24 protein-coding genes and 1 pseudogene are annotated in these 26631 nt (G+C 33.4%); 6 read left to right on the top strand and 19 right to left on the bottom strand.

Annotation, left to right across the window (positions count from 1 at the left end; all coding sequences use genetic code 11):
• Positions 1–19: 19 nt before the first annotated feature.
• The 3 genes from desA to ACXVYO_RS11530 form a co-directional block, all read right to left on the bottom strand.
• A complete protein-coding gene (desA, locus tag ACXVYO_RS11540) occupies positions 20–1051 on the bottom strand; it encodes a Delta(5) desaturase DesA (RefSeq protein ID WP_458467093.1) in 1032 nt (343 codons plus the stop codon).
• Between the two features lie 375 nt (positions 1052–1426).
• On the bottom strand, positions 1427–3811 hold the full coding sequence (locus tag ACXVYO_RS11535) for an immune inhibitor A domain-containing protein (RefSeq protein ID WP_458467092.1): 2385 nt from the start codon (positions 3809–3811) through the stop codon (positions 1427–1429).
• Between the two features lie 258 nt (positions 3812–4069).
• Positions 4070–5731: an alkaline phosphatase gene (locus tag ACXVYO_RS11530; RefSeq protein WP_458467091.1), complete on the bottom strand. Its 1662-nt coding sequence runs from the start codon at positions 5729–5731 to the stop codon at positions 4070–4072.
• A 299-nt stretch (positions 5732–6030) separates the two neighbouring features.
• Here ACXVYO_RS11530 and ACXVYO_RS11525 point away from each other — a divergent pair, with 299 nt between their 5' ends.
• Both ACXVYO_RS11525 and ACXVYO_RS11520 read left to right on the top strand, forming a co-directional pair.
• The gene (locus ACXVYO_RS11525) at positions 6031–6513 is read left to right on the top strand and encodes a DUF2975 domain-containing protein (protein WP_458467090.1); all 483 of its coding nucleotides are present in this window, start codon (positions 6031–6033) and stop codon (positions 6511–6513) included.
• Between the two features lie 10 nt (positions 6514–6523).
• Entirely contained in the window at positions 6524–6739 is a 216-nt protein-coding gene (locus ACXVYO_RS11520; protein WP_097843590.1) for a helix-turn-helix domain-containing protein, read from the top strand.
• A gap of 40 nt (positions 6740–6779) precedes the next feature.
• Here the strand turns inward: ACXVYO_RS11520 and ACXVYO_RS11515 are convergent.
• The 9 genes and pseudogenes from ACXVYO_RS11515 to ACXVYO_RS11475 all read right to left on the bottom strand — a co-directional run bounded on the left by ACXVYO_RS11515 (position 6780) and on the right by ACXVYO_RS11475 (position 12704).
• Positions 6780–7090: pseudogene (locus ACXVYO_RS11515) on the bottom strand (hypothetical protein).
• A gap of 115 nt (positions 7091–7205) precedes the next feature.
• The gene (locus ACXVYO_RS11510; protein ID WP_458467089.1) at positions 7206–7592 is read right to left on the bottom strand and encodes a DUF3887 domain-containing protein; all 387 of its coding nucleotides are present in this window, start codon (positions 7590–7592) and stop codon (positions 7206–7208) included.
• 2 nt (positions 7593–7594) lie between these two features.
• Complete coding sequence (locus ACXVYO_RS11505; protein WP_458467088.1) at positions 7595–8272, bottom strand: YhfC family glutamic-type intramembrane protease; 678 nt, start codon at positions 8270–8272, stop codon at positions 7595–7597.
• 79 nt (positions 8273–8351) lie between these two features.
• Positions 8352–9668, bottom strand: a complete 1317-nt coding sequence (locus ACXVYO_RS11500; protein ID WP_458467087.1) for a GHKL domain-containing protein — start codon at positions 9666–9668, stop codon at positions 8352–8354.
• Positions 9668–10402 carry a LytR/AlgR family response regulator transcription factor gene (locus tag ACXVYO_RS11495; protein ID WP_458467086.1) on the bottom strand — a complete coding sequence of 245 codons (735 nt, stop codon included), beginning with the start codon at positions 10400–10402 and terminating at the stop codon, positions 9668–9670. The genes ACXVYO_RS11500 and ACXVYO_RS11495 overlap by 1 nt, the downstream gene beginning before the upstream one ends.
• A gap of 178 nt (positions 10403–10580) precedes the next feature.
• Positions 10581–11159 carry an HAD-IA family hydrolase gene (locus tag ACXVYO_RS11490; protein WP_458467085.1) on the bottom strand — a complete coding sequence of 193 codons (579 nt, stop codon included), beginning with the start codon at positions 11157–11159 and terminating at the stop codon, positions 10581–10583.
• A gap of 23 nt (positions 11160–11182) precedes the next feature.
• Positions 11183–11764 (bottom strand): kinase, encoded by a 582-nt coding sequence (locus ACXVYO_RS11485; RefSeq protein WP_458467084.1) that lies wholly within the window; start codon positions 11762–11764, stop codon positions 11183–11185.
• Positions 11764–12306 carry a GNAT family N-acetyltransferase gene (locus ACXVYO_RS11480; RefSeq protein WP_458467083.1) on the bottom strand — a complete coding sequence of 181 codons (543 nt, stop codon included), beginning with the start codon at positions 12304–12306 and terminating at the stop codon, positions 11764–11766. The genes ACXVYO_RS11485 and ACXVYO_RS11480 overlap by 1 nt, the downstream gene beginning before the upstream one ends.
• 14 nt (positions 12307–12320) lie before the next feature.
• Entirely contained in the window at positions 12321–12704 is a 384-nt protein-coding gene (locus ACXVYO_RS11475) for a VOC family protein (protein ID WP_097843599.1), read from the bottom strand.
• Between the two features lie 283 nt (positions 12705–12987).
• On the opposite strand from ACXVYO_RS11475, the gene ACXVYO_RS11470 reads away from it, so the two are divergent.
• Positions 12988–13236 (top strand): hypothetical protein, encoded by a 249-nt coding sequence (locus ACXVYO_RS11470; protein ID WP_048547666.1) that lies wholly within the window; start codon positions 12988–12990, stop codon positions 13234–13236.
• 327 nt (positions 13237–13563) lie between these two features.
• On the opposite strand, the gene ACXVYO_RS11465 is transcribed toward ACXVYO_RS11470, so the two are convergent.
• Together ACXVYO_RS11465 and ACXVYO_RS11460 are read right to left on the bottom strand one after the other, a co-directional pair.
• On the bottom strand, positions 13564–14100 hold the full coding sequence (locus tag ACXVYO_RS11465) for a DUF2812 domain-containing protein (RefSeq protein WP_458467082.1): 537 nt from the start codon (positions 14098–14100) through the stop codon (positions 13564–13566).
• A gap of 7 nt (positions 14101–14107) precedes the next feature.
• Positions 14108–14425 carry a PadR family transcriptional regulator gene (locus ACXVYO_RS11460; protein WP_000991836.1) on the bottom strand — a complete coding sequence of 106 codons (318 nt, stop codon included), beginning with the start codon at positions 14423–14425 and terminating at the stop codon, positions 14108–14110.
• A 204-nt stretch (positions 14426–14629) separates the two neighbouring features.
• Between ACXVYO_RS11460 and ACXVYO_RS11455 the strand changes: the two genes are divergently transcribed.
• From ACXVYO_RS11455 to ACXVYO_RS11445, 3 genes are read left to right on the top strand one after another with little or no spacing between them, the layout of a single operon-like run.
• A complete protein-coding gene (locus ACXVYO_RS11455; protein WP_458467081.1) occupies positions 14630–15559 on the top strand; it encodes an AAA family ATPase in 930 nt (309 codons plus the stop codon).
• Positions 15556–16719 carry a DUF58 domain-containing protein gene (locus tag ACXVYO_RS11450; RefSeq protein ID WP_458467080.1) on the top strand — a complete coding sequence of 388 codons (1164 nt, stop codon included), beginning with the start codon at positions 15556–15558 and terminating at the stop codon, positions 16717–16719. The genes ACXVYO_RS11455 and ACXVYO_RS11450 overlap by 4 nt, the downstream gene beginning before the upstream one ends.
• On the top strand, positions 16694–17803 hold the full coding sequence (locus ACXVYO_RS11445) for a DUF4018 domain-containing protein (RefSeq protein ID WP_458467079.1): 1110 nt from the start codon (positions 16694–16696) through the stop codon (positions 17801–17803). The genes ACXVYO_RS11450 and ACXVYO_RS11445 overlap by 26 nt, the downstream gene beginning before the upstream one ends.
• A gap of 56 nt (positions 17804–17859) precedes the next feature.
• Here ACXVYO_RS11445 and ACXVYO_RS11440 read toward each other — a convergent pair whose 3' ends face one another.
• The 5 genes from ACXVYO_RS11440 to ACXVYO_RS11420 form a co-directional block, all read right to left on the bottom strand.
• On the bottom strand, positions 17860–19317 hold the full coding sequence (locus ACXVYO_RS11440; RefSeq protein WP_458467078.1) for an MFS transporter: 1458 nt from the start codon (positions 19315–19317) through the stop codon (positions 17860–17862).
• Positions 19318–19880: 563 nt separating this feature from the next.
• Entirely contained in the window at positions 19881–22271 is a 2391-nt protein-coding gene (locus ACXVYO_RS11435) for a glycosyltransferase family 2 protein (protein WP_458467077.1), read from the bottom strand.
• Positions 22255–23772, bottom strand: a complete 1518-nt coding sequence (locus ACXVYO_RS11430) for a glycosyltransferase family 2 protein (protein WP_458467076.1) — start codon at positions 23770–23772, stop codon at positions 22255–22257. Before ACXVYO_RS11430 ends, ACXVYO_RS11435 begins: the two co-directional genes overlap by 17 nt.
• Positions 23773–23995: 223 nt before the next feature.
• Positions 23996–25018 (bottom strand): hypothetical protein, encoded by a 1023-nt coding sequence (locus ACXVYO_RS11425; protein ID WP_458467075.1) that lies wholly within the window; start codon positions 25016–25018, stop codon positions 23996–23998.
• Positions 25019–25327: 309 nt separating this feature from the next.
• Positions 25328–26545 carry an aspartate aminotransferase family protein gene (locus ACXVYO_RS11420; protein WP_458467074.1) on the bottom strand — a complete coding sequence of 406 codons (1218 nt, stop codon included), beginning with the start codon at positions 26543–26545 and terminating at the stop codon, positions 25328–25330.
• Positions 26546–26631 lie beyond the last annotated feature (86 nt).

Raw genomic sequence — 26631 nt, 5'->3', positions numbered from 1 at the left:
AGTTTTATATAAGATAAAATTATAGTTCAGATTTCACCCGAACAGAAACATTGTTTTTAATTATTTTTTTGAATTCTTTAAAGCTCACAAAATTGTTACTTTTCTCATCCCAAAGACGGAAACGGAGTGATCGTAAGCTTGTAGCAAGAGTAATCGTTGGTACATTTTTTAACGGAAGCGTATTATTGTGCGCCTCTTCTAGTTTATAGTTAGGTACTCTTGGGCTTAAATGGTGAACATGATGGAATCCAATGTTACCAGTTAGGAATTGCAAGATTTTTGGAAGTTTATAAAATGAACTTCCTTCCACTGCCGCTTTCACATATTCCCAATCTTTATCCTCTTCAAAGTAAGAATCCTCGAATGTGTGCTGTACGTAAAACAGCCAAATCCCTACTGAACCTGCTATTAAGAATATCGTACCGTGTACTAGTAGGAACGATTGCCATCCAATTGCCCAGCAAAGTATAGCGACTAAAGCAACAATTATAATATTCGTCAAATAAGTATTCATACGTTCTTTCTGTCTAGCACCTTTTCGGTTAAATCTATTTTTAAGCAAGAAAACATAAATCGGACCTAATCCAAACATAACGAATGGATTGCGATATAAGCGATATGCTAAACGAAGTCTAAATGGCGCAGCTACATATTCATCAACTGTAAGCGTCCAAATATCGCCTGTACCTCGCTTATCTAAATTTCCACTAGTAGCGTGATGAATAGAATGCTCATGTCCCCATTGGTCAAATGGGAATAATGTTAAAACACCCATACATGTTCCTACTATTCTATTTGCACGACGGCTTTTAAAGAATGAATAGTGGGTGCAATCATGAAAAATAATGAAAATCCGTGTCATAAAACCAGCGGCTAACAGAGATGGAACTACTGATAACAAATAAGAAACGGACAAACTTTTATAAGCAAGGTACCATAAAATAATAAATGGTACGATTGTGTTAATAAGTTGCCACACACTTTTTTTAATCGTTGATTTTTCATACGGAGCAACTTGTTTTTTTAAATTTTTAGTATTTTCTAATGTCATTGGTCTAATTCCTTTCCTTTATGTTGCTAATTCACATTATAGCATACTATTAGTATCAGGTGTTAAAAGTAGCTGTAATAAATATTATATAATATAAAAATCTCTTTTTTCTTACTCATTACTTACAAATTCCTTACGGTCAAAAAACCTTATATAATCGGACTGATGAAGCATTTCAATTATAAAAGAAACTTCTATTTTTTCCAATAAATATATATAAAAGCAGAGGACTTTTTCACTTCTGTACATCTTTTCATTTTTCAAAATGGTAATTTTTTTCGATTTGTATTTATGTAACAGTTTTTTCTCACAAGAAGAAAAGAGCTGCCACAAGTCAGATTTCATCGACTTATGACAGCTCCTTTTCATTTTATTTTAGCGATGGATCCAAACTGCACCTGCAGACTTGTCATCAGCTTGACCTACTACTTCAAACTTCAATCCAAGTTTCGGTAACTTACGTCCGGCATCTGGAATAACACTATTGATGTATTGCTTAGAGTCATCAAATTTCGCAACGCCTGGTAATCCTTTATAATCAAAGATACCGCGAGTTGGTGAATCTACTCTCCATGCTGGCGTTTGATCAAATGAGAATGCCGCATCGGCAATTTGATAACGTGTACTGCTCTTCACAGTTGGTTGACCGTTTAATGTTCCTACGATTGCCTCTGGATGAGAATCTACTACCCCAAGGAACCCTTCGCCTGGGTGAACGCCTACCCAGTTATCTGTAAAGCTTTGATCCGCATACCATACAACCATTCCTGTATTAAATACTGGACCACGTGCATGTTGTAACGCCGTGTCAGATCCAGCATAATTTCGCCACTCAATATAGTAGTTATTTTTTTTCTGTTCAAATCCGTTTGACACAGTAAATCCTTTTAGCGTCATTGCTGGCTGTCCTTCTGCATCATCAGAGAATACAACTTTTCCATCTACAGTTAATGCTGCATTGTCTAACGCAAATCCTTTATAAGCTACTGCAATATCTGTTACATACTCAAATTGTAGTTTTACTTTCTTTCCTTTGAATTGACTTAAATCGTATGATTTATCAACCCACTTACCATCCGTTGTATCTACACCGGCTTTTACATCTTTTTCGCCCATTCTATCAATTCGCGTCTTCGTTCCATCTTCTGCAACCGCATTTACGTCAAGGAAATCATACTTCGCTTCCAGTTCATAAAATGCCTTATAATCAAACTTAGCGTCTTTTGCATTTGTTAAGTCAAATACTGGTGTCTCAAGTGTTGTATGAATATCATTTCCTTTTGTGCTGTAATAAAACTTCTTACCAAATGCCGATTCGATATTTTTTATATCTTTGTCTGGTAAGTTAACTCGAATGATTCCTGGTCTTGTTGATTTTGTAACACTTTGATCTAAATATGTTGCAGTACCGATTCCTGTGCGCAGTTTATCGTAATCTACCTCAACGATATTCGCCCAGTTACCCTGCATATTCTTTTGGAAAAATTCTTTATTTTGTGGTGAAAAACTTGTTGGCTCTGTTCCTGCAATTTTTCCAGCCCAGCTACCGCCGCTCATAATAGACCATGATTCAACAGGTTCACCTTGTCCAGAGTACTTTGTATCATATTCATCTGGTAATCCTAAATCATGACCGTACTCATGCGCAAACACACCAACTGCTCCGTCTTCAGGCTCGATTGTATAATCATATGCAGCCATCTTTCCGCCCCAGTTTGAAACATTAGATTTTGTACCATCAATCGCATATGGCTTCGATCCTAGTTTTGAACGATGAGACCAAATCGCATCATCTTTTAATTTACCACCGCCAGCTTCTTGCCCTACTCCAGCATGTACAACCATTAAATGGTCAATAATTCCATCTGGCTCATTTTTATTTCCATCACCATCTTGATCGTATTGATCAAATTGGTCATAGTCTGCTAAATTGATACCTTTTGCTACAGCTGCTTTTAATGCCTCTTTCACAAAATCACGTGGCCCTAAAGGACCTTTGTTATCATGACCAGTTCCCGCATCCGCACCATAATCTGATGCTTTTCCTGGAACAGTAAGCCACTCTGTTACAGTTCCATCCACTGTGTAGCTACCGCCAGATTGTTCTTCATAATACTGTTTAAATGTATTAATCTTCGATCCATCAAATAACGTAAATGGCTCATCTCCAAATAACATTTTTTGATAATGTTCACGATTAAAGTCCTTAGAATACATGTAACCTGGTTCTTGATCAATATTATTATGTTTAAAATCGCTAAATTCTACGAGTAAAACAAGTACTTTATCTTTTCGAACAGCTCCATTATACTCAGCTTGCTTCGCTGGTGTAGTAGGTACTTTTCCATTTAATTTTCTAGAATTCAACCCTGCATCTTGTCCAACAACTGGTCCTACTTCTGGCTGCTGCGCCTGTTCATTTTCCTTCATTTTTGCATCTTTTACTTTTTTCATAAAATCTGAAGCTTCTTGCGTAAGGTTATCTCCTGTCATGATTTCTTTTCCAGGATTTTCGCCTTTCTTTTTCTCAACATAATTTTCGACAGCCTTTGATGTCTCAGCTTGTGATGCAGATTGATCAATTACTCCCCTTTGTTTCAGCGCTTCTGCCAAACGCTCTTCTGGTATTAAATGCTCATCAATTGGTAGAGATGGTGGCGTATCAGCATACGTTGTATGACTTCCAAAAGCAAACGTACTACTTAGCACTGCCGCTGTTGCTAAAACTGATAATGGTTTTAACTTCTTATTCTTTTTCAATGCTTTTCCTCCCCAGTGTCTGCAAATTATCGTTTTTTTTGCCGATAGGAACATAATATTCGTTATAATACGAATATTCAATCTTTTTAAAGAGCTAAAATGTTGAGAAATATTTTTCAGGGTGAAAAATATATGATAAATAAATTTACAAGAAGTCCATTTTAGAAATTGTAATTCTCTTTACTCTTGTTTTAAATGCAATTTCAGCTACACAAAAAATGCCAATTCCTAAGTGCTAGCTAAGGAATTGGCATTTTTCTAACGAGAATGCTTTATGAATAAATGGATTGCTTCTTCTGGTACATAGAACTTGCCGTTGCTTTCTACAACAATACTACCTAATTCATAATCTTTATTCTTAATACGAATTATATTTTTGTTAATAAATAATTGAGCTTTTACATTATTACGTTTTACTATAAGCACAGGATTTTCTGCATCAGTTTTGTCTATCGTTACAGTTGCACCGTTTTGTTTAAAGGCTGATTCACTCTCTACAAATAATTTATTTGTTACTTCTTCTAAGTTAAAGCTCATTGCTTTCGCCATCGTCTTCGCAATGTCTGTGTTTTGGATCAAACCATATGGCTTTTTAGGACCGTAAGAATATAAAAACACATCCTCACCTGTATGTCCTCCTGTTGTGAAGCCAATATTTGCACGGTTAGCTAGTAATGTAGTAAGTATTGGACCCATATCCGATTTCTTTCGTACAACTTTTAATTTTTCCTTTTCAACTTCAGTTAAGTTATTTAAACCGTAAAGTGCAGCAACTTCTACTATATTTGATAAATCATTATTTATTTTATGGGTTACCCCTTCAAGCGTCATTTTCGCTTTTTTTAATGGATCAATGTATGCAGAGACCGGCGTAGTATTATAACCTTTTGTCGTATTCCTATTCCCGATAGAAATACCACTGTTACCATGGTCAGCTACAGCTATTAACATCGTATTACCATCTTTTTTTGCAAATTTTAATGCTTCAGCAACGGCGTTATCAAATGCTAATACATCACTAATCATCCCAATTGGGTCATTCACATGAGCTGCCCAGTCTGGCTTACTTCCTTCCACAAATAAAAAGAAACCACCTTTATCTTTTGATAACGTTTGAATTGCTTTTTCCGTCATTTGCGAAAGTGTTGGTTGCTCCGGATTTATTGCTTCACGATCCATATCGAATGCTAAGGCATGATGTGAAAAAGAGCCCCAAATTTTATTAGATTTAGAGTTCAATAATGCATCTTTCGTTTCAACAAAGTCATATCCTTTGTCTTGAATCACCTTTACTAAATCTTCACCATCTTTTCTTTTTATAGGTAGCAGTGCTGCTTTTCCCCCGCCTAATACGACATCTATATTTTGATATACTTGTTGCTCTGCAATTACGTCAAAATGCTTGCGGTTTACATGGTGAGCAGAGAATCCGGCCGGCGTAGCATGCTGAATTTCAGCTGTAGCAACAATTCCAGTTGCGCGACCAGTTTGTTTAGCACCTTCTAGAACATTGGCAACTGGCCGTAACTTGTCCTCTTCTTTTATTGGTTTTAAGCCAGGTGAACTTACAATAGAAGGCAATACACCTACATACCCTGAATTCGATTTCTTCCCAGTCGCTAAAGCTGTAGCTGCTGGGGCTGAGTCTGTTATAGCCGATTCCGCCGAATATGTACGAACTCCTCCTGTTACCATTTCATCTAATGCAAGTGATTTCCCTTTATACAAGCGAGCTAATGTCGTTGCTGAAGAACTCGTTCCGTCCATAACCATTATGATTATATTTTTTGGTTGCCGTTCTACTTTTTTCACTTCCGCTTCCACTGAATAATAATTCATCATGCTTTCCGTACATACCATACTTAGTGTGATTGTTCCTACTAACAGTAACTTCTTCATCAGTAAACCCAAATTCGACATTGTTGTTCCTCCGTATGTTTTACATTCATTTATATATGTTTTATTAGTCCCCAATTTTCATGAAGCTAACAATCATTACCTTCACTTTCTTTTATAAGTAAGGCAACGAACGCTACATATCATAGCTTTTTATGTTCAAATAACTAGGAACCACACCTATTTTATAAAAACGTCTTATCATTCTCTTCCCCAAAAATTTATTTATCAATAAAAATCCGATTAAAAGAAATAAGAATTTATTGTTAAACGATAAATTTCGTGTTAAATTAAAAAGATAATTTAAAAATGAGGTGCTTTATATGAAACAAGGATCAACACTCTTTTTAAAGACAGCAATCATCCTTATCGGTATTCCTGTTTTTGCTTTGTGTATATTTTTAATTCCTAATATCGGGAATTATGCATCGAAATTGTACCCGGATATCGCATATATAAAATATCTTGTTTTAATCAATCTATATGCAACAGTGATACCTTTTTATTTTGCTCTATATCAAGCCTTTAAACTTGTAAGCTACATTGACAATGGCAACGCCTTCTCAAAATTATCTGTTAGAGCTTTAAAAAAGATAAAACAATGTGCTGTTACAATTAGTATATTATATGCAGTAGGCATGCCACTTTTCTATCTTGTAGCAGAGAGAGATGACGCGCCAGGTATTATTATAATTGGAATGATCCTTATCTTTGCTTCAATGGTTATCGCAGTCTTTGCTGCCGTTCTCCAAAGACTTTTAAAAGATGCGATAGATATAAAATCAGAAAATGATTTAACGGTCTGAGGTGAATAACATGGCAATAATAATTAATATTGATGTAATGTTAGCGAAACGTAAAATGAGTGTAACTGAACTTTCAGAGAAGGTTGGTATTACAATGGCTAACCTTTCTATATTAAAAAATGGAAAAGCAAAAGCAATTAGAATTACAACTTTAGATGCTATTTGTAAAGCGTTAGAATGCCAACCAGGGGATATTTTAGAATATCAACCGGAAGACAACGAATAAAAAGAGTCCTTCTCGTATGAAGGACTCTTTTTATTCGGCATTATGGCGCAAAACTAACTCGACCAGTCAAAACTAAAATAATCGCGATGATCCAAAATATAAAGAATGATAAGGACAGTATGAATGAAAGAATAGCAATTCCCTTCTTCTCGTTTTTTCCGTCATCGTAATGACAGAAAGTATGATGCCTGCAACTGTAAGGGCAACTGTAATATAATCTCCCACTATATTACCTGCATTGGCTATCCTTGTCGGTGTTATAAAAACGAACAGAAAACATAAAACGCCGATGAGTAAAGATATGTAGCTTGTTATACTGTACTTCTTTTTAGGAACTATTTCAGTTTTCATACTCACCCACCTCTTCTCTATAGCTATGTGTTTATATTAGCATGAATAACCATAATTTGGTTAAAACAAAAAAACAGATAAAGTGGACACAACCACCTTATCTGCCATTACACTTCTACCTAATTACTAACCCAGCTATTTCTTCTTTATCGTTATAAGTTACGATAAAAGTACGTTGTTCTTTACTATACTTTGCTACAAGAATAACAGTATATAAACCATCTTTTTCTTCAATCGATTTTTTCTCAATTTTTTCGAATGTACCGGCTTTTTCAATTATAGGAGTAAGTTCTTTCATTTGCTCTTCTGATAAGGCTGATTTCATTTTACTATCAAATTTTTCATGCACGTCTTTATACTTCACCTCATGTAATAATGTTACAATTTCTTCCGCCTTCGGAATAAATTTTTTTGACGTACTTTCATCTACTTTATTACCGGTACATGCCACAAGTGCGAACGCCGCGATAGTACTTACAATAATTAGTAACATTCTTCTCATTTTCATACACCCTTTCTTTTTAAAATGAAACTATAACTAAAAACGAGTAAAGCACAAATTGCTATTGAAACTTCTGACATAATGATCCCACTTTTCCCTGGTACATATAGCGATATAATGCTAGCTATTGCATTTGCAGTCCCATGGATAAGAATTGCATATACAACATAACGTAATTTCTTTTGGACGACAGCTTGCAATACAATGAAGGAAAGCCCAATATGCAATACCATCGCGAAGATGCGCTCAATACCGGCGAAATAGTAACTGTCGCCATTTTGAATGGCTGTTTGTGACAATAATAAGGATATTACCGGAATTCCAACTATCAACACTGCCTCAATACCACCATGCCCTGCTCCAAATAAAAAACCAGACTGCCAATCTCGTTGCTTCATAAAATAACGCATTGCAATAAAACGAGCTATCTCTTCAAAAATTCCAGCTGATAAACTAAGCAAAAGTACAAATAATACAGGTTGCATAACAGAAAATATTTGAAAATCTGTGCTAGTTCCATTTACATAATTCAGTATTGGTATGCGAATCAATATTTGTGACACTACAAAAGCCAATACACCTAACATATATGGAATATAGCGTTTTTTGCAAAAAGCATATAAAAGTGCTACAAGCGGTAAACCACAGCTAATCATTGTTGTAAAAATAAGACCATTCATCTCGCTTCACCTCTTACTTAAAGTGTAAATAAACGGGTGAAGGAAGTATGTAGTTCTTTCCTATTCGGTTTCATTTTCATCATAGATGGTCATTTACAATGAAGGTTTGGGTGAAATATGGACGTATATAACTTGTTTCTAACATCGCATTATTTGTTTTATTCATAATCCTTTTTAATGAGAATAGCCCGTACCCTCGAGTTCCTTCTTTACTTGAATGGTTTTTTTCATAAATTTTTTGCAAATTAATTGTTTCACTCTTTGAACTATTACGCACGATAAAATATTGTCGTGAATCCATTTTAAAGAATGCGATTTGCAAAATCTTTTCCTCACTATGCACCGCTTCTTCAATTGCATTATCTACTAAAACTGAAATGATGCGAATAAATGAAATGATCGTCATCGAAACACTTTCAATGTTCTCTGGTATATCAAGCATTACTTTTATTTGTTGCTGCTGGGCAGTGCCAACTTTCGCCCTTAATACACTTCTCACTTCAGGAATATGTATGCGAGATAATTTCGCAATATCAAGTTCATGATCATTTATTGTTTTTAATGTAGGAGCTATAATGTCATAATACACTTGCTCAATTTCTTTCACATTTTTTGTACGTATGCCCTCTTCTAACGATAATAATATATTCATATAATCATGACGGAAACTAGCAAGCTCATCGTGCATATCCTCTAATTTCTCTACATAATCTAATAACTCTTTATCTAAACGTTTTTCGTGTTCTTCTTGTAACTTTTCTTTCGATAAGTGTGAGCTTATTAACACAATGATTAGTAATAATAAAAATATAATAATCGCTGAAATATAACTTACTTCACTGTATTGTTGATTTAATTGTGCTAATAATGCAGAAGATGGCTGAGTTAAGATTAGTTCAATAATAAATCCGGCAATTAATAAAATATAAGTTACATAGTATAGCGGACTACCTACTATATATTGAGCAATTTTTTGGATTCTTTTGCGAGCTACAAAAATACCGATAAAAGTAAGTGTCGATACGGTAAGATGGATCATGCTTCCTGTCCATAAATATAAATTGAATGGCGTTAACATAAAGATTTTCATTCCTAAATCAAATAGCAACATTTTCACTAACGTTATTATCACCATACTCACTAGTGCAAAATATACATTATGCTTAAATTTCAATTCATTTTGCATTAATCCTAAACTTATTAGAAACAACACAATGGTACTATTCAATTCTGGATATCTCGTTACTGTTACGACAATAGCAAGTAAAATAATGAATACTGCACTTAAAGCTATTAACATTCTATATGACAATCTATTGTACTGGATTAATTGAATGTATAAAAACGTATGGCTTATACTAGTAAGCAGTATTGCAAATAAATCATAAATATACATTATATCTCACCCTTTAACATGTTACGTACTTTACTCACTAGACGACGTGATACTGGAATACGTTTCCCACTTTTTAAAACTATCATTTTTTGCTTCGCATCGTAAGAAGACATTTGCTTCGTATTCACGATATATGATTGATGACAACGAAATAAACGTTCATTTATTATTTCAATTTCTTTTAAAGTCCCGTAAAAAGAAACGATGCGATCTAACGTCACTAACACTAAACGGTGTGGTTCATCGGTCATAACATATTCAACTTCATGAAACGGAACCCGCACAGTCGCATTACTATTTTCAACGATAAAGTCATCGGACGGAATAAGATGCTTATTACGCGCTTCATATTGGAGTAAACATTGTTCAAAAACGTTACGCCTCTCCTCGTATGGCAACCCTTTATCAATAAAAGTTAAAGCTGATACCATGTATTGATATGAAATAGGTGCAAATTCAGAATGCGTCGTTACAAACACAATAATCCCTTGCGTATCATACTTTCGTATTTCTTGCGCCACTTGTAATCCTTTACGCTCTTCTCTTTTTATCTCTATATCTAAAAAATAGATTGGAACATAACTTGCCTTTGGAATGTTGGTAATAATGTTTTCACTTTTACTAGTTACCTCTATAAAATCAAAAGGCAACATATATTTCTCGCAAATCTCTTCAACTAGCCGCTTCATTTGCTGCGCCTGTATGACATCATCTTCTAAAATGAAAATACTCATGTGATCACTCGCTTTATAGAAATCTTTTTATTTATAGATTTATCTATAAATATATAATTCAAATCGTTATACCAATCTCCTTCTAAATAATTGAAAGTATTAATTTTCTATCGTTTTTATAAAGCATAGAAAATAACCTCTACTTTCAAGTAAAAAGTAGAGGTTTTATTTAATTCATTTATAAAATAACCTCTCTATCAATCACTACCTTAAAAAATTCCGAGTAATGCGATATAGAATAATCCGCTACACCACAACTCCCTTGGAACATACATGTTGAAATACCTAATTCTTTTGCAGGTAATAAATCTAATTCTCTATCACCAATAGCTAAATCAATATTGTGCTTTTTATGTAAATAATCATAAGATAAAGCGTTCGGTTTTCGGGGGAAACCATCGTCAATTGTAACCATGTCTACGAAGTATTTGTCCCAGCCGTAATAATTTAATATTGATAATACTCCTGCTCTATCTTTGTGAGTCATAATTACATTTTTATCAGCAAACTTTAAAACCTCTTCCACTTTTTCAAATGGCTTAATATCTTCTATCATAATGCGACTTTCTAATACATCAATTTCACTTAATTGTTTTGTTGATATTTCATAATAATCAATTGCGTGTGAAAATGAAACCTTTAACTTTGTATAGATTTCTTCTTCACTTATTTCCTTCCCTAAAACTTGAGAAAGAATTTTTGTATAAACTGGATACGTATCAAATAACGTCCCATCAAAATCCCATAAAATATTCATTTTGTTCACCTTCTATTTTTCAATCATTGTATGACTAAATCCGCCCGCTCCTTCGGTAATTCCGTTTCTAAGTAATAATCCTCTGCTTTCCAATACCTATTCTCAAACTTTGAAAGGTTTTTCTGCGTTTCCTCACTCTCACGCAGAAATCGTATCTCTCTTGGACAATCCAAGTACACTATATAATGAAAGAAATCTCTCCATTCTTTTCGTTGTAAAAAAACACCTTCAATTACAATTACACCTACTATGGGAATCTGTACTTTTTTCATTTCGCATAAATCTGCCACATTATGATAGAACGGTAAATTCAGTTTTGTTTCAGTTTGTAACTTTTGAAAAAACTTCTGCCGAAGCCACTCAATATCCCATTGTAAATAATAATACTCATGCCATTCTTCATAGCCAGTATGATACCGTTTATTACGTTCTACTATATGATCATCAATATGAAAAATATGGAACGGAATACTTTCTTGTTTCATGTTTTCTTTTAAATTTGCAACGAATGTCGTTTTACCAGATCGACTCAAACCATCTATACCTAGAATGAACCTATTTTCTTTATGTTTCTTCATTATATTTATAAGCTCATTTGTACTCATTACTTCTTCCACTCTTCTTTTAATAAAGAATATAAAATCGTATCATGAGCAACTTCATTTTGAATCATATGTTTTCGAAGTAATCCTTCTTCTTGAAACCCTGCTTTACTTAATAATTTTTGAGAAGCTTTATTTTCTACATATACAACAGCCGCAATTCTTATCAGTTGCAGCGTTTCAAATCCGTAAGTTAAAATTGCCTGTAACGCTTCCGTTGCATACCCTTGTCCCCAATATGTATCGTCTAATTCATAACCGATTTCAGCTCGCTTATGATGATTATTTATTAAATGAAATCCGCACGTTCCAATTAATTGGCCCGTTCCCTTTTTCTCAATTCCCCAGCGAAATACAGTTCCCTCTTCATAACGATTTTTAAACGTTTGAATTGTTGTTTTCGCTTGCTCAATATTTTCGAAAGAATCCATCCCGAAATAACGTATAACAGATTCTTTTGATAAATAACGGAACATCGTTTCTGCATCTAACAGTGTTAGTTCTCTTAATTGTAAACGTTCTGTTTCTAGTTTCGGAAACCCCATCTCTTTTTCTCCTTCTATTCTAATGAACTACAAATTTCAATATAATTTCCATCTGGATCGGCAATGTATGCAATTGTTTGTCCCCACGGTTTCACAATTGGTTCAACTAAAATCTTAATTCCTTGCTCTCTAAATTGCTCAATCGATTCTTGTACATGATCAACAACGAATCCCAATTCAAAATGAGAAGATTGTAACTTGCCTTCTGTAAGTGGTAATCCTGTTAATTCTTTCACATCTTGCCTCGTATTCATCGCTAAAATTGTAGAACCAGTATTAAACTCAATATATGTACCATGCTCTGCTTTTATAGGTAACTGTAAAATATCTTTATAAAACCTTAAACATTCTTCAAAATTTTCTACATATAAAATAATGTACTTCATTTTTAAATTCATTTTACATCCCCCTTTGTATCCATCCCTAAAATTTCGACAAAAGTCTCATAAAAACCTTGTTTCCTATAGTAAAGAGCACAAAAAAATGAGGCCGATTTCTCGGCCCCCCAGCTTATTGGCATAAAACAGGAGATTTGGTTTGGACATAACCAGTTCGTACCCTTATTATATTTTATTTTTTCTGAATTTTGAATACTTTAAACACCCATTTATATTGAGAAAGTTTTTTTGCTTGCATAAAATTAATAAGTTTAAGAAATGCTACAAATGGAGGTGTATACATATGGAACCGATGCTATGTCCAAGCTGTAAAACGAACCGTACTCGCTTTAATATTCTTGAGCAACAAGTAAAACCAGTCAAGTTAAATCCACAAACTGGTCAAGTGGAAGAAGAATACACAAATGAAACGATGAATGCTTTTCATATGTCCTATCAAGGACCAACTTACCGCGTTCAATGTGCTGTATGCGGACTTGTTGAAAACCCGGAGCAATTTATTAAACCTGCGCAAAATCAATCTTTTTCTTAAATATTATAATTACCCCCTACTAATTTTCTATAGGGGGTTTTTCGATTTAATATGTTAATCAAAAAATGTTTTTCTTCCTGATTATAAGTTACACCCACGCCTCTTTAGTCATCTTTTATTTTTTTGATCTTCGATATGAATCATTTTTCTTCATTTATTATTTTTGGGTTATGTGTGTCTGGTTCTTCGTAACTGTTAATTCTGTGTCTTTATATAGATTTTTATTGTATAAAAAAGAGTGAACAAAAATGCAATTATATAAAAACAACAGAAGTTAATCCGGTATTTCTCCCTAAAACATCAACTTCTTTTTAACTCTACTTTTTATTATAATATTTCACTTTTTAATTTCTTAATTTTCCAAGAGAGTCTTATAAAGAAGTATATCCACATACAACCTGTAAGACCTGTCATAACTTTCGCCCAAATTGGCACTCTTGATTCCATCGGGCTTAAAAATAGATTATACATTGATGGTAATATACTTGCTGATATAATAACAAGGAATAGCAATAACTCATTTAGCTTTTGTACCCTCGTCTCCTTTTCTGAGTATATATCAGGTAATTCATTTACCTCTTCTACCTCTTTACAAAAATAATTCCATCTTGTGAAACTTGTTACGCGTTTCCAACCAGACATTTCGTATATTTCGAAGTACTCTTGTTGTTGTTCTTTCGAATCTCTATAAACTAATCTAAAATCAGCTTTATATATTACATCTTTTGGCTCAGTTTTCTTAAACAGATACATTAAATTGTATTTTTGTAATGCCCAACCTTGCTGATGCATCTTTCGTAAAAAAACTTCTTCTTTTTCTAAATTCCATGCCGTAAAAAACTTAAATACCCTTTTAGTCTCCATCTTCCATTCACTCCCCTAAAATACTATTCCCATTCCTTACAGATCTCTGCAACCTGTTATACTCTAGCTCTAATACTTCTTTACCAAGTAGCGTTAACTCATAGCACTTCTTTCTATCTGTAGAGGCCACTTCAACTATTAACTTCTCTTTTAGTAACTTTGTCGTATTCCCGTATAAAGTACCTGGACCGAGCTTTACTTCTCCATTTGTCATCTCTTCTACCATTTGCATAATTCCGTAACCATGCATTGGTTTCACTAGTGATAACAATATGTAATATGTCGCCTCTGTTAACGGAATATATTTTTTCGCTTTCGCATTCATTATAACCACCTCCGATACATCGCTTTCTGATATATCGACTGACGATACATCGTATATCGATATTGTATAACTACATTCCAAAATATGCAAGTATAATTTAATAACTGGATATTTATTTCTTTGAATTGAAAAATCATATCAATTTTCTGAATAATTCGTTAAAATATAGAAATATCCGTTTATATTTTGAAAGGAATGATACATATGATAAATAAATTGAAAGAAAACATAGGATCAGTTTTTGTCGGTAAAGAAAATGTTATTGATCTATTACTCGTTTCCTTGCTTGCTGATGGACATGTACTGCTTGAGGATGTGCCTGGTACGGGGAAAACGTTACTTGCGAAAACACTTTCTAAAAGTATTGGTGGTAATTTTTCTCGCGTCCAATTTACACCGGATGTACTTCCGAGTGATGTAACTGGTATTGAATATTTCAATCCGAAAACGAGTGAATTTGAGTTAAGACTTGGACCAGTTATGACGAATATTTTGCTTGCGGATGAAATTAACCGCGCTATGCCTAGAACACAATCTAGTTTATTAGAATCGATGGAAGAACGACAAGTAACACTTGAAAAGCAATCTACACCTCTTCCGAAACCGTTCTTTGTTATTGCGACGCAAAATCCAATTGAATCACAAGGAACGTTTCCTCTTCCAGATGCACAACTTGATCGTTTTCTAATGACAATTTCAATTGGTTATCCATCTCCAGAGGATGAACTACAAATGATGCGACGTTTTCGTAGCGTTGTACCGTTAGAAAGCGTCAAATCTGTTATTTCTTTAGAAGACATTTTAGAATCACAAAAACGAGTAAAAGAAATTTTTGTATCAGAACCGTTAGAACATTACATTATTAAACTTGCTCATGCTACAAGAAATCATGATTACATCGCTAACGGTGTCAGTCCACGTGCCACACTTGCTTTAGTGCGCGCAGTACAGGCGTTAGCCTTTTTACGCGGCAGAGAATATTGTACGCCTGAAGATATACAATTTTTAGTTCCTTCTATATGGAATCACCGTATCATCTTATCAATGGAAGGTGCATTACGTACGACAAAAAATGAAATTATGCAAAGGATTTTAAAAGAAGTTGACGTACCAGTGGAGATTGAGCAAGCATGAATGGACAGCGCGTTGTAACGGTACCGTTATTTTTCCAACTCCATATTATTCAACTAACTGTCCCAGGAGCTATACTATTTACATTTTTTATGCCACAACGAATTATTATGTTTCTCTTTTTCTTCTATTATTTATTTGCGTTTTTTATTTATAAATATGTCGCTTATATAGAGAAAAAATTTGAAGTGGTAAACGAGAAACAAACAACTCGGTTATTCCCAAATGAATCTGGACAGTTTTTCATTCATTTAAAAAATGGAGCAAATATACCACTCGTTAACGGTGTTTGTTATTTTCATTTAAATCCGTCCCTACTATCACAAAAAGATCAAGGTATTGAACAAATATCGAAAACGTTATTTTCTTTCCCGTTTTCACAGCCTGCTCATTCAGTGCAAAAATGGGATTTAACATTAACCGCAACGAAGCGTGGTGTGTTTCAAATTGAACAGTTCGAATGCGTTTTGAAAGATCCTTTTCATCTTTTAACTGTACATTTACCTATTTTCGATAAATTACGGACTGAAATTATTGTGTACCCTTCTCCTAAAGAAGTAGCAGGTTTGCAAGAACTTCAGCAACTTTTAAACGGATCTTATCGAACGAATTTTTCTTTTTACAATGATGAAACATCTATTATCGGTGTTAAACGATATGAGCGTGGGTCTTTCCGTTCTATCCATTGGAAAGCATCTGCTAAAATGCAATCATTACAGGCGAAGCAATATGAACCTGTAAAAAATTATAGTTGGACGATTTGTCTTTCATTAGCTGCTGATCGTGGGTTTGGTTGGAAGGATAATATAGAAGACCTTATTTCATTTGCAACATACATTTGCCAATACGCAACGAAGCATCAAATACCATTTGAATTATTCATTAGTGTATTAGCTGAAGGTGGTCCTCTGCACTTACCATTAAATGAAGGGCAAACACATTACGGAATATCTTTAGAGGAATTAGCGCGTATTTCAGATGATAGTACTTTACTTCCAAAACAGGGATTTCTTCATTATGTAACAAGAAAAAGAGAACGAGCGTCTACAATGATATACATTGGTTTACAGAGAAATGAACTCCCTCTTCTCTCTCAGCCTACGTTTCTCATAAATAACGAAGGGATGGTGGAAAAGCTTGAAAACTTGGCTTTATCACGTTAATGACTTTATTCTGCTGCTCCTACTTTCGTTATTAACAGAAAGGGATGAACTTGTCGCTGTTACTATATTTTTAGCAACAGGATATGTAGGAGTACTTCTTATCCCTAAACAAATGAAGAAAAAAACAACTGGTTTTGTCATACTGTTAATGACTCAAATAATCGGTTGTTATATCTTTCTCCCTTTCTCTCTGTTTGGCACAATTATGTTACCGCTTTTCTTCTTTATCGTTCATGTAGTTGGGCCTGGATATCCAGTTCAAAAGTCATTAGGTGGTATTGTGTGGTTTGGTATTTCAGCTATATTTTATGCGCCCTTTCCACCTTTGTGGAAACTATTACTTTTAATTTTACACATTATGATTACTTTTTGGTTAACTGGGGCAAATCGTAATCAACAGTTATTACGTTTCGCTTCTCTTATTACGATTGGAATAATTAGTGCTTTCCTTATTCCTATTTTCCCATACATTCGGCTTCTTTTTTCTTATGTCGTACAAGTAGTTGCTTTAGGATTTGGATACGCCATTAATCCGTTATTTTCGGCAGCTGAATCAAAAGAAACTGACGATTTTTGGTCGAATAAAGGGAATTTAAAGGATCCTCAAATTAAAGATGAATTCGGGCAGCATTCTTTTGATCCAACTCTCATAAATAGCATTACCATAATAGCTTGTGCTGCTATTGCTATATACGTCGTTTGGAAAATAATAAAAAGACGAAAACAATTCAGTTTACCAAATATGCCTGTCTTCGACTCTACTATCATTACTGATAAAGAAGGTATGAGCCAAAAACGTTTGAGAAGAAACAAACCGCCACATAACGAAATTAGAAAAGAGATTTTCAAACTTGAAAGTAAGTTAATTCCTCCTTTAAATAGAAAACGAGGAGAAACTGTTGAAGCATGGTTAGGACGAATAAATAGTGAAGAAGATGTAAATATTAAGATTCATATTGTTATAGATGCTTATAATATAGTGCGTTATTCAAATGAGGGATATACCGTACTGTTACATGAATTTAAGGAAGAGATCAATAAACTCTATGCATATCAGAAGAGTTTGAAGAAAAGAAAGAAATAACACAACGAAAAGACTCCTATTTTCATAGGAGTCTTTCTATACTTCTACGTTACTTTTTAAATTGAAGCGTTTTTCCCTGCTTCAATTTCTAATGACTCTTCATGCCACCAAAGTGTTTCTTCAGGGTCTTCTTTAGCAATTTGGTGTGCTTCTTTTTTCGATTCTACTGTAGGATATGAACCTTTTAGCGCACGTCCTGATGTTGTAACGAATAATACACTAAATACGACTAATCCAATAACACTAACACCTGCTAAATAAAATGCTGGTGCAAGCGGGTTACCGGTTGCATGAACTAAGTATGAACATACGAGCGGTGTTGTTCCACCGAATATCGATACAGAAATATTAAAGGAGATTGAAAGTGCTCGATAACGTACATCGGTGAAAAATAGTGATGGTAATAATGACGGTAGTGTTCCTTCATATACACTTAGGAAGAATCCTAAAATGAAAATACCTGCAAATATAGCTGCAATATGTCCATTACCTATTAGTAAAAATGCTGGAATTGCAAATACAGTTAAACCGAGTAAACCAATTTGCACGACGCGTTTATTACCAATTTTATCACTTAATTTACCGAAATAAAGTGCCAGTGGAATCATAAGTGCCATCGTAATAGAAATAATTAATAAGCCAGTTGTTTCTTTGACTTTAAGTACTTGAGTTAGATAAGAAGGAATATACGAAAGAATCATATAGTTCGTAATATTAAAGAAGGCGACAATTACTGTGCTTAATAAGAAGTCTTTTTTGTGATATTTTAATATATCTATAAATGAAAATTGTTCGTTGTCTTCAGATTCCTCTTGTGCTTTTTCCATCTCTTCAAAGATGGGAGATTCATCTAAATGACGGCGTAAATATAAACCGACCAAACCAATTGGTGCAGCTATTAAGAAAGGAATACGCCAGCCCCAGCTGAGCATTTGCTCATCTGTTAACAATAACGTCAAAATGGTAACAATTACCGATGCAGCAATGTAACCTGAGAGTGTTCCAATTTCAAGACCACTACCGAGTATACCACGCTTTTTATCTGGAGAAGATTCTGCGATATAAACCATTGCACCTGAATATTCGCCGCCTGTAGAGAAGCCTTGAATCATTCGGGCAACTAAAAGTAGTATTGGTGCCCATACACCAATTTGTTCATAGGTTGGTAGTAATGCGATGAATAATGTAGAAAGTGCCATTAAAATAATAGTAGTACTTAACACGATTTTTCGGCCGTACTTATCTCCTATTCTACCAAAGAATACACCTCCGATTGGTCGAACGAGAAAGGCTGCTGCAAATGTACCGAATGTAAGTACAAGTTGCAATCCACTATTATCAACACCTGAGAAGAATAATTGACTTAGGATAACCGCTAAATACGCGTATAATCCGAAGTCAAACCACTCCATTGCATTCCCTATACCAGTAGCAATTACTGCTTTCCTGGCTTGTTTAGGATTGACAATATTAACGTCTTGAGGTTCAAAATTTAAATCATTATTTTGTTGCATATAATAAAACAGCTCCTTTTTTAATTTAACTTCTTTAAGCACACCTTCTCTTATTGAATAAAATTAATTCGAAGCACTTAAGGATAAGCAACGTTTCCTTATCTGTCATTATTATTTCATATAATTAATTATTTGTCCAATTAAATGCTCTTTTTATATAAAATTACATCCCATTTAACTTTTTATATAATGAGGTTTAGGCTATATAATATATACCTTTACACCACAAATGAACCTTTCATTTATTTATATTTATTACATTTCTATCATCGGTTCCTCTAACCTAGAAATTAGTAACTTTCACTAAATATTTATATATATTTAAAAAGCGAACTTATTGGCTCTATTTCACCTCACGTATATTTCTGCGTATCCATTTGGACTGACTTTAGTTTCTACATGAATATTTAAACACCTTTTCTTGTATTTAATAATAATTTATACAGAAATAAAAAAGTAAAAACCCCTTCATTTATTTGAAGAAGTTTTTACTTTTCATTTACCTTTTCACTTTCTCTCAGTAAATTCCTTTAAGTGACTCATATAATTCGCAGCATATCCTGTTATAAAAAATCTTTGAAATTTCTATTCTTCAATAAATAAGAAAGCCCTTCTACATGATCTCCAGTAATTCTCAATACAGCTGGTGGATGTCCTACTGTTGCAAAGTGCTCGTTTGGACGAATACGATTTGGTTTCATTACATCTACAAAATGGACACATTCGACTTTATATCCTTCTAATATTGCCTTTACTTGCGCAACACATGCTGTGTGAAGAGTGTCCCAGCCGATTCCCTCTAAACATTTTCTACTAATAGCGTGGGGAACTGCAATTGTGGATCCCACACCTAAATCTTTACGATTACAAGCAATATTCAACATATATTTATATAAACTTACAATATATAGAGGAAATCTAAGATTTAAATTTAAATCATTTAAAACCATATCAACACCATCCGCAACAGCCTGCGTTAACGGATGAAGGTCTTTTGCTGGAATGGCAAAATCAGCATCAATAAAGAGAAGTATATCCCCTGTAGCTTCTTTTGCACCAATTGCCCGTCCTACATCATGCCCTAATCTTTCTTGGTAAACAATTACTGTTGCCCCTAATTGCTTAGCGATTACTTCTGTCTGATCTGTTGACCCATTAATGACAACAATTATTTCTTTCGGTTCAACTTTTCTTGCCTCAAGAATAACTTCTTTAATCGTTGATTCTTCATTTTGTGCTGGTATAATAATTGATAACTGTTTTCCATTATAAATTGATGAATTCATGCCCCATCCTTTATAGAAACGTGAATAATTCTTTTGTTTTTTTAGTTGCTCTATAATTTCTCTTTTTCTTCCCCCATCTGTATAGTTACCTCTGTCATCTTTTCGGTGTAACCAACGTTCCAAAGCTTTTACACTCTCTTTAATCTCACATGCTTCTAATTTAGTTAATTCATTTTTATAGAAAGCGGTTTTGTTTGCGGGTATGTCATTTAAAGAGGTTTTAGTTATAGCCGACGAGGAGTGTAGTCGCCACCCTTTCTCAATAAGAGTTACTTGAGAAAGAATCGGATTTTGCAAGGTTTCATATCCAATGTCTTCAATTGCTTTTTTTGTAATAGCATATGGCATAGATAACATCGAATCATATTTTAAATCCATACGTCCCAATACATCATTTACTATTTTTCTATACACCATAGCAATACTTGGCCATTCTGCTCTCATCTTTTCAAAACATACGGAGTCTATGTTATTCAAAATTACATCCTGTTCCTTTTTTAGTAGCGGTTCTAAAAATCGTTCTAGTTCTACCGAAAAGATAAGATCTTCTCCATCTAAAAATAAAACTACATCTCCATTGGCGATTTTCGCCCCATGAACAGGTGCTTTCCGTTTATTTTTCTCTTCTATAACAATAACATTACTTTCAACAAATGTAGGTATAGCTTGTATTGCACTCATTCTATCATCAGCTACAATTATAATTTCTATTGGTTTTATATGCTGCACTTTATTTAAAATTTGATCCAATTTCGATTTATCTTTTCCTAAAACTATAACGACTGATAAACTAACTTCTTTTTGTTCTTTTCTCACAGTATCATTAGACTTTACTTTTTTTATATATTCAATTGTTTCACTCTTTCCTACTGCTGCATGTCCTGCTTTTTTATCGAAATATAGGTCTATTACAATTTGGTTCACTTCAATATCCTCATCCAATTGTTCTAATTCAGAAATAAATGGCAGTAAATGATTTTGCACATCAAATGCACACGTGAAATTTTGCAAAAAATAAATATTCGGTACATATTTAATATGATTAAAAAATTTCACAACATTAATTCTTTCCCCAAATTTCTCCTCAACTTCTTCTCTTGATAAACCTGGATAAGACAAATCGAAAACTAGATTTATTGGTACAGGTATCCATTTTAATAAATTTGTTTGAGGATTATTAATTAAAGCTGTGGAGCCCTTAACGAATCCAGCTAAAATTAAAGACATAAACCCTCCCCCGGAACTGCCATAAAACAACACATTTTTTGAATCAACTTTTAACTTTGTAAATACTATTTCTAAAATATTAGCTATATCCTGTAAATAAAATCTATTTAACTCCCCTTGCCCCCAACCTAAAGATAATTTTCCAAGATATAAAGTAGGATCATTATAATATATAACAGTATCTTCAAATTCATCCATCCATGAATGTCGATGAAAAATAGGCGGACCAATTGGCTGTTCTTGAAATCCACCTGCTCCGGATCCGAAAACAATAGTGTTAAAAGCACCGGGCTTAATACGAATTAAAAATTCATACGTTACTTTATCCCAATCAACCTTGAGTATCAATGGTTCCGTAGTTTGAAAATCTATTTGCCATAATTCTTCATATGCAATGTTAATTTTTTTGTACTGATCTATCAGTTTAATCACCCTTCCCATCCATTTCGAGATGTTCTATTAAGTAAGAGAGAGCTTCAACGTGATCTCCAATTATTCTTAATACTGCTGGAGGATGTCCATTATGACTTACATTCTCCATTAAACGAATTCTGTTTGGTTTTACAACATCAACATAATGTACACATTCTACTCTATACCCTTGTAATATAGCTTTTACTTGTGCAAGACTAGGGCATAGTAAACTTTCCCATCCTATTGCATCTAAGCATGATCTACTCATAGCATGTGGAATTGCTACTAATGAGCCATTACTTAATTCCGGACGATTATATGCTAAATTAAGCATATATTTTACGACGTCTACAACATAAAACGGAGGATGTAACATCGGATTCAAATCATTTAATGCTATGTCTACGCCAGCTGAAACCGCTTTTGTAAAGTGATGCAAATTACTTCCTGAAACACTAAAATCACCATCAATAAATAAGAGAATATCTCCTGTAGCTTCAAACGCTCCAATAGCACGTCCAACATTATGACCAAGTCGTTCGTTATATTCAATAATAGTAGCACCAAGTCTTTTAGCGATATTGGCCGTACTATCTGTCGAACCATTTACAACGACAATTATTTCTAGCGGTTCTATTTTTCTTGCCTCAAGTATTACTTGTTCTATAGTTTCTTCTTCATTTTGCACTGGTATAATGACAGAAAGTTGCTTCCCGTCATAAATTGATGAATGCATACCCCAACCTCGATGATAAGAAGGATATCGTTTGCATTCACCTAACTTTTGAATAATATCTCTTCTTTTTCCTGCATCCGTAAACCCTACTCTTTTTCCCTTTTTCTCTATCCATTTAGAAATACCGATTAAATATTTTTCCACTTTCTCTTTTTCATTTTCTAATAATTCTTTTTTAAATAAATATCCTTCTTCTTCTAACGTTTCATCTTCAAATAACCTTTTTATTGCATATTGATCGTTAATCCGCCAGCCTTGATTCACTATGTTCATATGGGCTAGAACGATATCTTTTATATAATCAAAGCCGATATTTACCACTACTTCTTTCGTAAGTGCATATGGTAATGAAAGTATTGAATTGCTTTTTAAATCTGGTCGAGATAAAATTTCATTTAACATTTTTCTCCATACAATATCCATATTTGGACATTTACCAACTTCAATAAATTTATCTATTTTGTTTAATACTACATCAGCCTGATTTGTAACGAGTGGCTCAATAAAATTCTTCATTTCATTTGAAGATAATGAAAAATTACTATCTACAAATAACAATACATCTCCTTTAGCTGCCTTTACAGAAGCTTCATACTCATCATAATACGTACTATATTTATCCATCAAAACAATATGACATTTATGTTTCTTTGCTATTTCATACAAATTACTTCTATCATCAGGAACTAAAATTATAATTTCAAGAGGATTTAGCTTACATATAGATTGAATTGACTCTTCTAATATTTGCGCTCCTTCACTGTACAACATAATAACCGTTAACGATTTCATTACACGCCCCCTTTACACATCATGTGACATAAAATATTAAGTATTACCATTTCCTATGAATTTGCTACTTTATTAACATATTCAAAAGTGAATTATACTGTGTAAAAACAACCGTCTATTTTTGAAAATATAAGTTCTGCACTTACCTCCTTTTTCTTACCATTGTTTGTTACAACTCTCACCATAAAAAACACAAAAAAGTCCTAATTTCTTTAGGACTCTTTTAAATAAATTTATCAATATTATTAATTTTATATACTACCTTTTTCCATGTTATACCCCGATCTTTTGTAGTAAATATTTCTTTTTTATTACAAGCCCAACCTTTACGCCGATTAAAAAAATGCAAACAAAATATATTTTTCAACAATGGATTACTTGATACTTTTATCCATTTTGATCCTTTTTTTATTATTTGATACACACTTCCATTTTCACTATTTATAACCCAGCCATAATAGGAACTAAAAAAAGAAACAGCCACTTTTGTAGTATTTATTGTTTTATTTGAAATTTGCCACGAATTCCCCTTATCAAATGAGTAATTCATTAAAAATATATTATCATTCATTTTAGTTGGTATTACTAACAAGTTATTTTTATAGATTGCTTTATAAGCCATAGCAGTCCCACTATTAATGCCTTTACAACTTGGCATATCTTTTATAGGCTGCCACCTTTCCCCGCCATCAATTGTTTTAAATACCACCGATGTTTCATATTGTTTTTGTAATGAAATAAATCCAACTAACTCGTTTATAAATGTTATCCCTGAAATACTATCACTAATACTTATATTATTAATTACTTTCCATACTTTCCCTTTCGTTTTCAAATAGTATAAATTATGTTCAAATTTATTTGATGCAAGCTTTCTAGATAATACAATCCATATACGATCCATATTCGTGGCATGCAATTGTACTTGAACATCAGTCGATTTCTCCCATTCTTCTTCAATTGGTAATCTAAACTCACCCCATCTTTCCCCTCTATTAACTGTATAAAATATAGCAGGCAATAAATCGTCATTCGTTTTTGTTAAACCATATGCCCAAGAGTTTTGTTCGTTTATTGGATATGCAAATAATACAATTGATTTTAGAGGATTAACAACATCCCATTCTACTCCTCCGTTCCGAGTATATAAAATGGCTTGCTTTTTATTTGTACATTGAATACCAGCCCAACCAAATCTATCACTTCGCATTTGTAAAGAAGTAAATTGAATATCATTATTTTCCAATATATCACCTCATTCTTATCATATATATATTCGTATGCTATCATTTTTAAAACGTTCTATCCTTAGTTGTTAGTACCAATCGTTTTATCTACTATCTTTATCTACTATCTTTATTTACTTACTTTTTCTTTTTTTCACTACTCTAATATCATTCAATAATGTATCAACTCTAATAACCCCACTTCTATTTTCCATTATCATTTAACAACGATTGTATTTTATAAAATTCTAATATAAAAAGCGCACTCCAATTGTAAAAATATTACCAACAATTAGGGTGCACTTTGTATAAAATATAACTTTTAATTTTTAAGCACTTACTACAGCAGCAATTGTATCCATACAAGAAATAAATTGATTAATAAATGCATCAATTTCTTCTTTTGTAATTATATATGGAGGAAGTAAACGAATGATGTTCCCTTGTGTAACATCAACTAATATCCCATTCTCCATTAGCTCTACCTGTAATTTCTTCACATTTTCATTTGTATCATTCAAACTAATTCCAAACATCATGCCAGCATGACGTACTTCCCCAATATAATACAAATTTTCTTTCTGAATTTCTTGCAATTTATCATGTAAATATAGTGACGTTTCATACGCTTCTTGCATTAAACCATCGTCAATCAATGTATTTAATACCGTTAACCCTAAAGCCGTTCCCATTGATGAATGAGCAAACGTTGTGCCGTGATCTCCTGGTGCAAATACATCACATAATTTTTCACCTACAATTATTCCACCAAGCGGTATCCCGCCCCCTGCTCCTTTACCAATTTGAATAATATCCGGTGTAATATTGAAATTTTGATAAGCAAATAGTTTCCCTGTTCTCCCCATACCACTTTGTACTTCATCAACGATCAGTAGTACATTATATTTCTTACATAAATTTTGAACACCATGTAAATATTCACTTGATAAAGGATATATTCCCCCACTCCCTAATACAGGCTCTAGCATAATCGCAATTGGATTTTCTTTAACAATTGTTTCTTCTAATTGCTCTATACTCTCGCGGTCTACTTCATATACCGGAATCGATGTTTTAGGGAAATTTTGATATACACTTTCTTGTCTCGTAAAATGAAGTGCTCCTAACGTACGCCCGTGGAAACTATTTTTCAGCACTACAATTCCTTCACGCTCTTCACCCATATTAGCTCTATATTTATCAATTAATTTCAACGTTGTTTCTGTTGCTTCCGTACCTGAGTTTGTAAAAAAGACCTTTCCGTTTTTTAATGAGCAATCGACTAATTTCTTTGCATATTCAATCGCAACTGGGTTTAAAAAATGAAACGGTAAATGCAACGATTTCGTAACTTGCTCCATTGTCGTTTGCACGATTTTCGGGTGATTATACCCTAATACGTTCACTCCGACACCAGAAAATAAATCTACATACTCTTTACCATCCACATCATAAAGCTTGCACCCTTCTCCTCTTTCTATTGCAACCTTCGTACGACAATACGTAGGCATCATATATTCTTTATCTAATTGAAACCAATCCGACATTTAAAATTCCTCCTAGTTATTTTCCCTGTTTATTTATGTTTATTCTCTATAAAGTCATGTATAAATTCATTTTTAAGATTGTAATT

This window comes from Bacillus sp. BC08, from assembly GCF_054326875.1.
The sequence above is the reverse complement of the archived record's forward strand: the minus strand, read 5'-3'. Positions and strand labels throughout refer to the sequence as shown.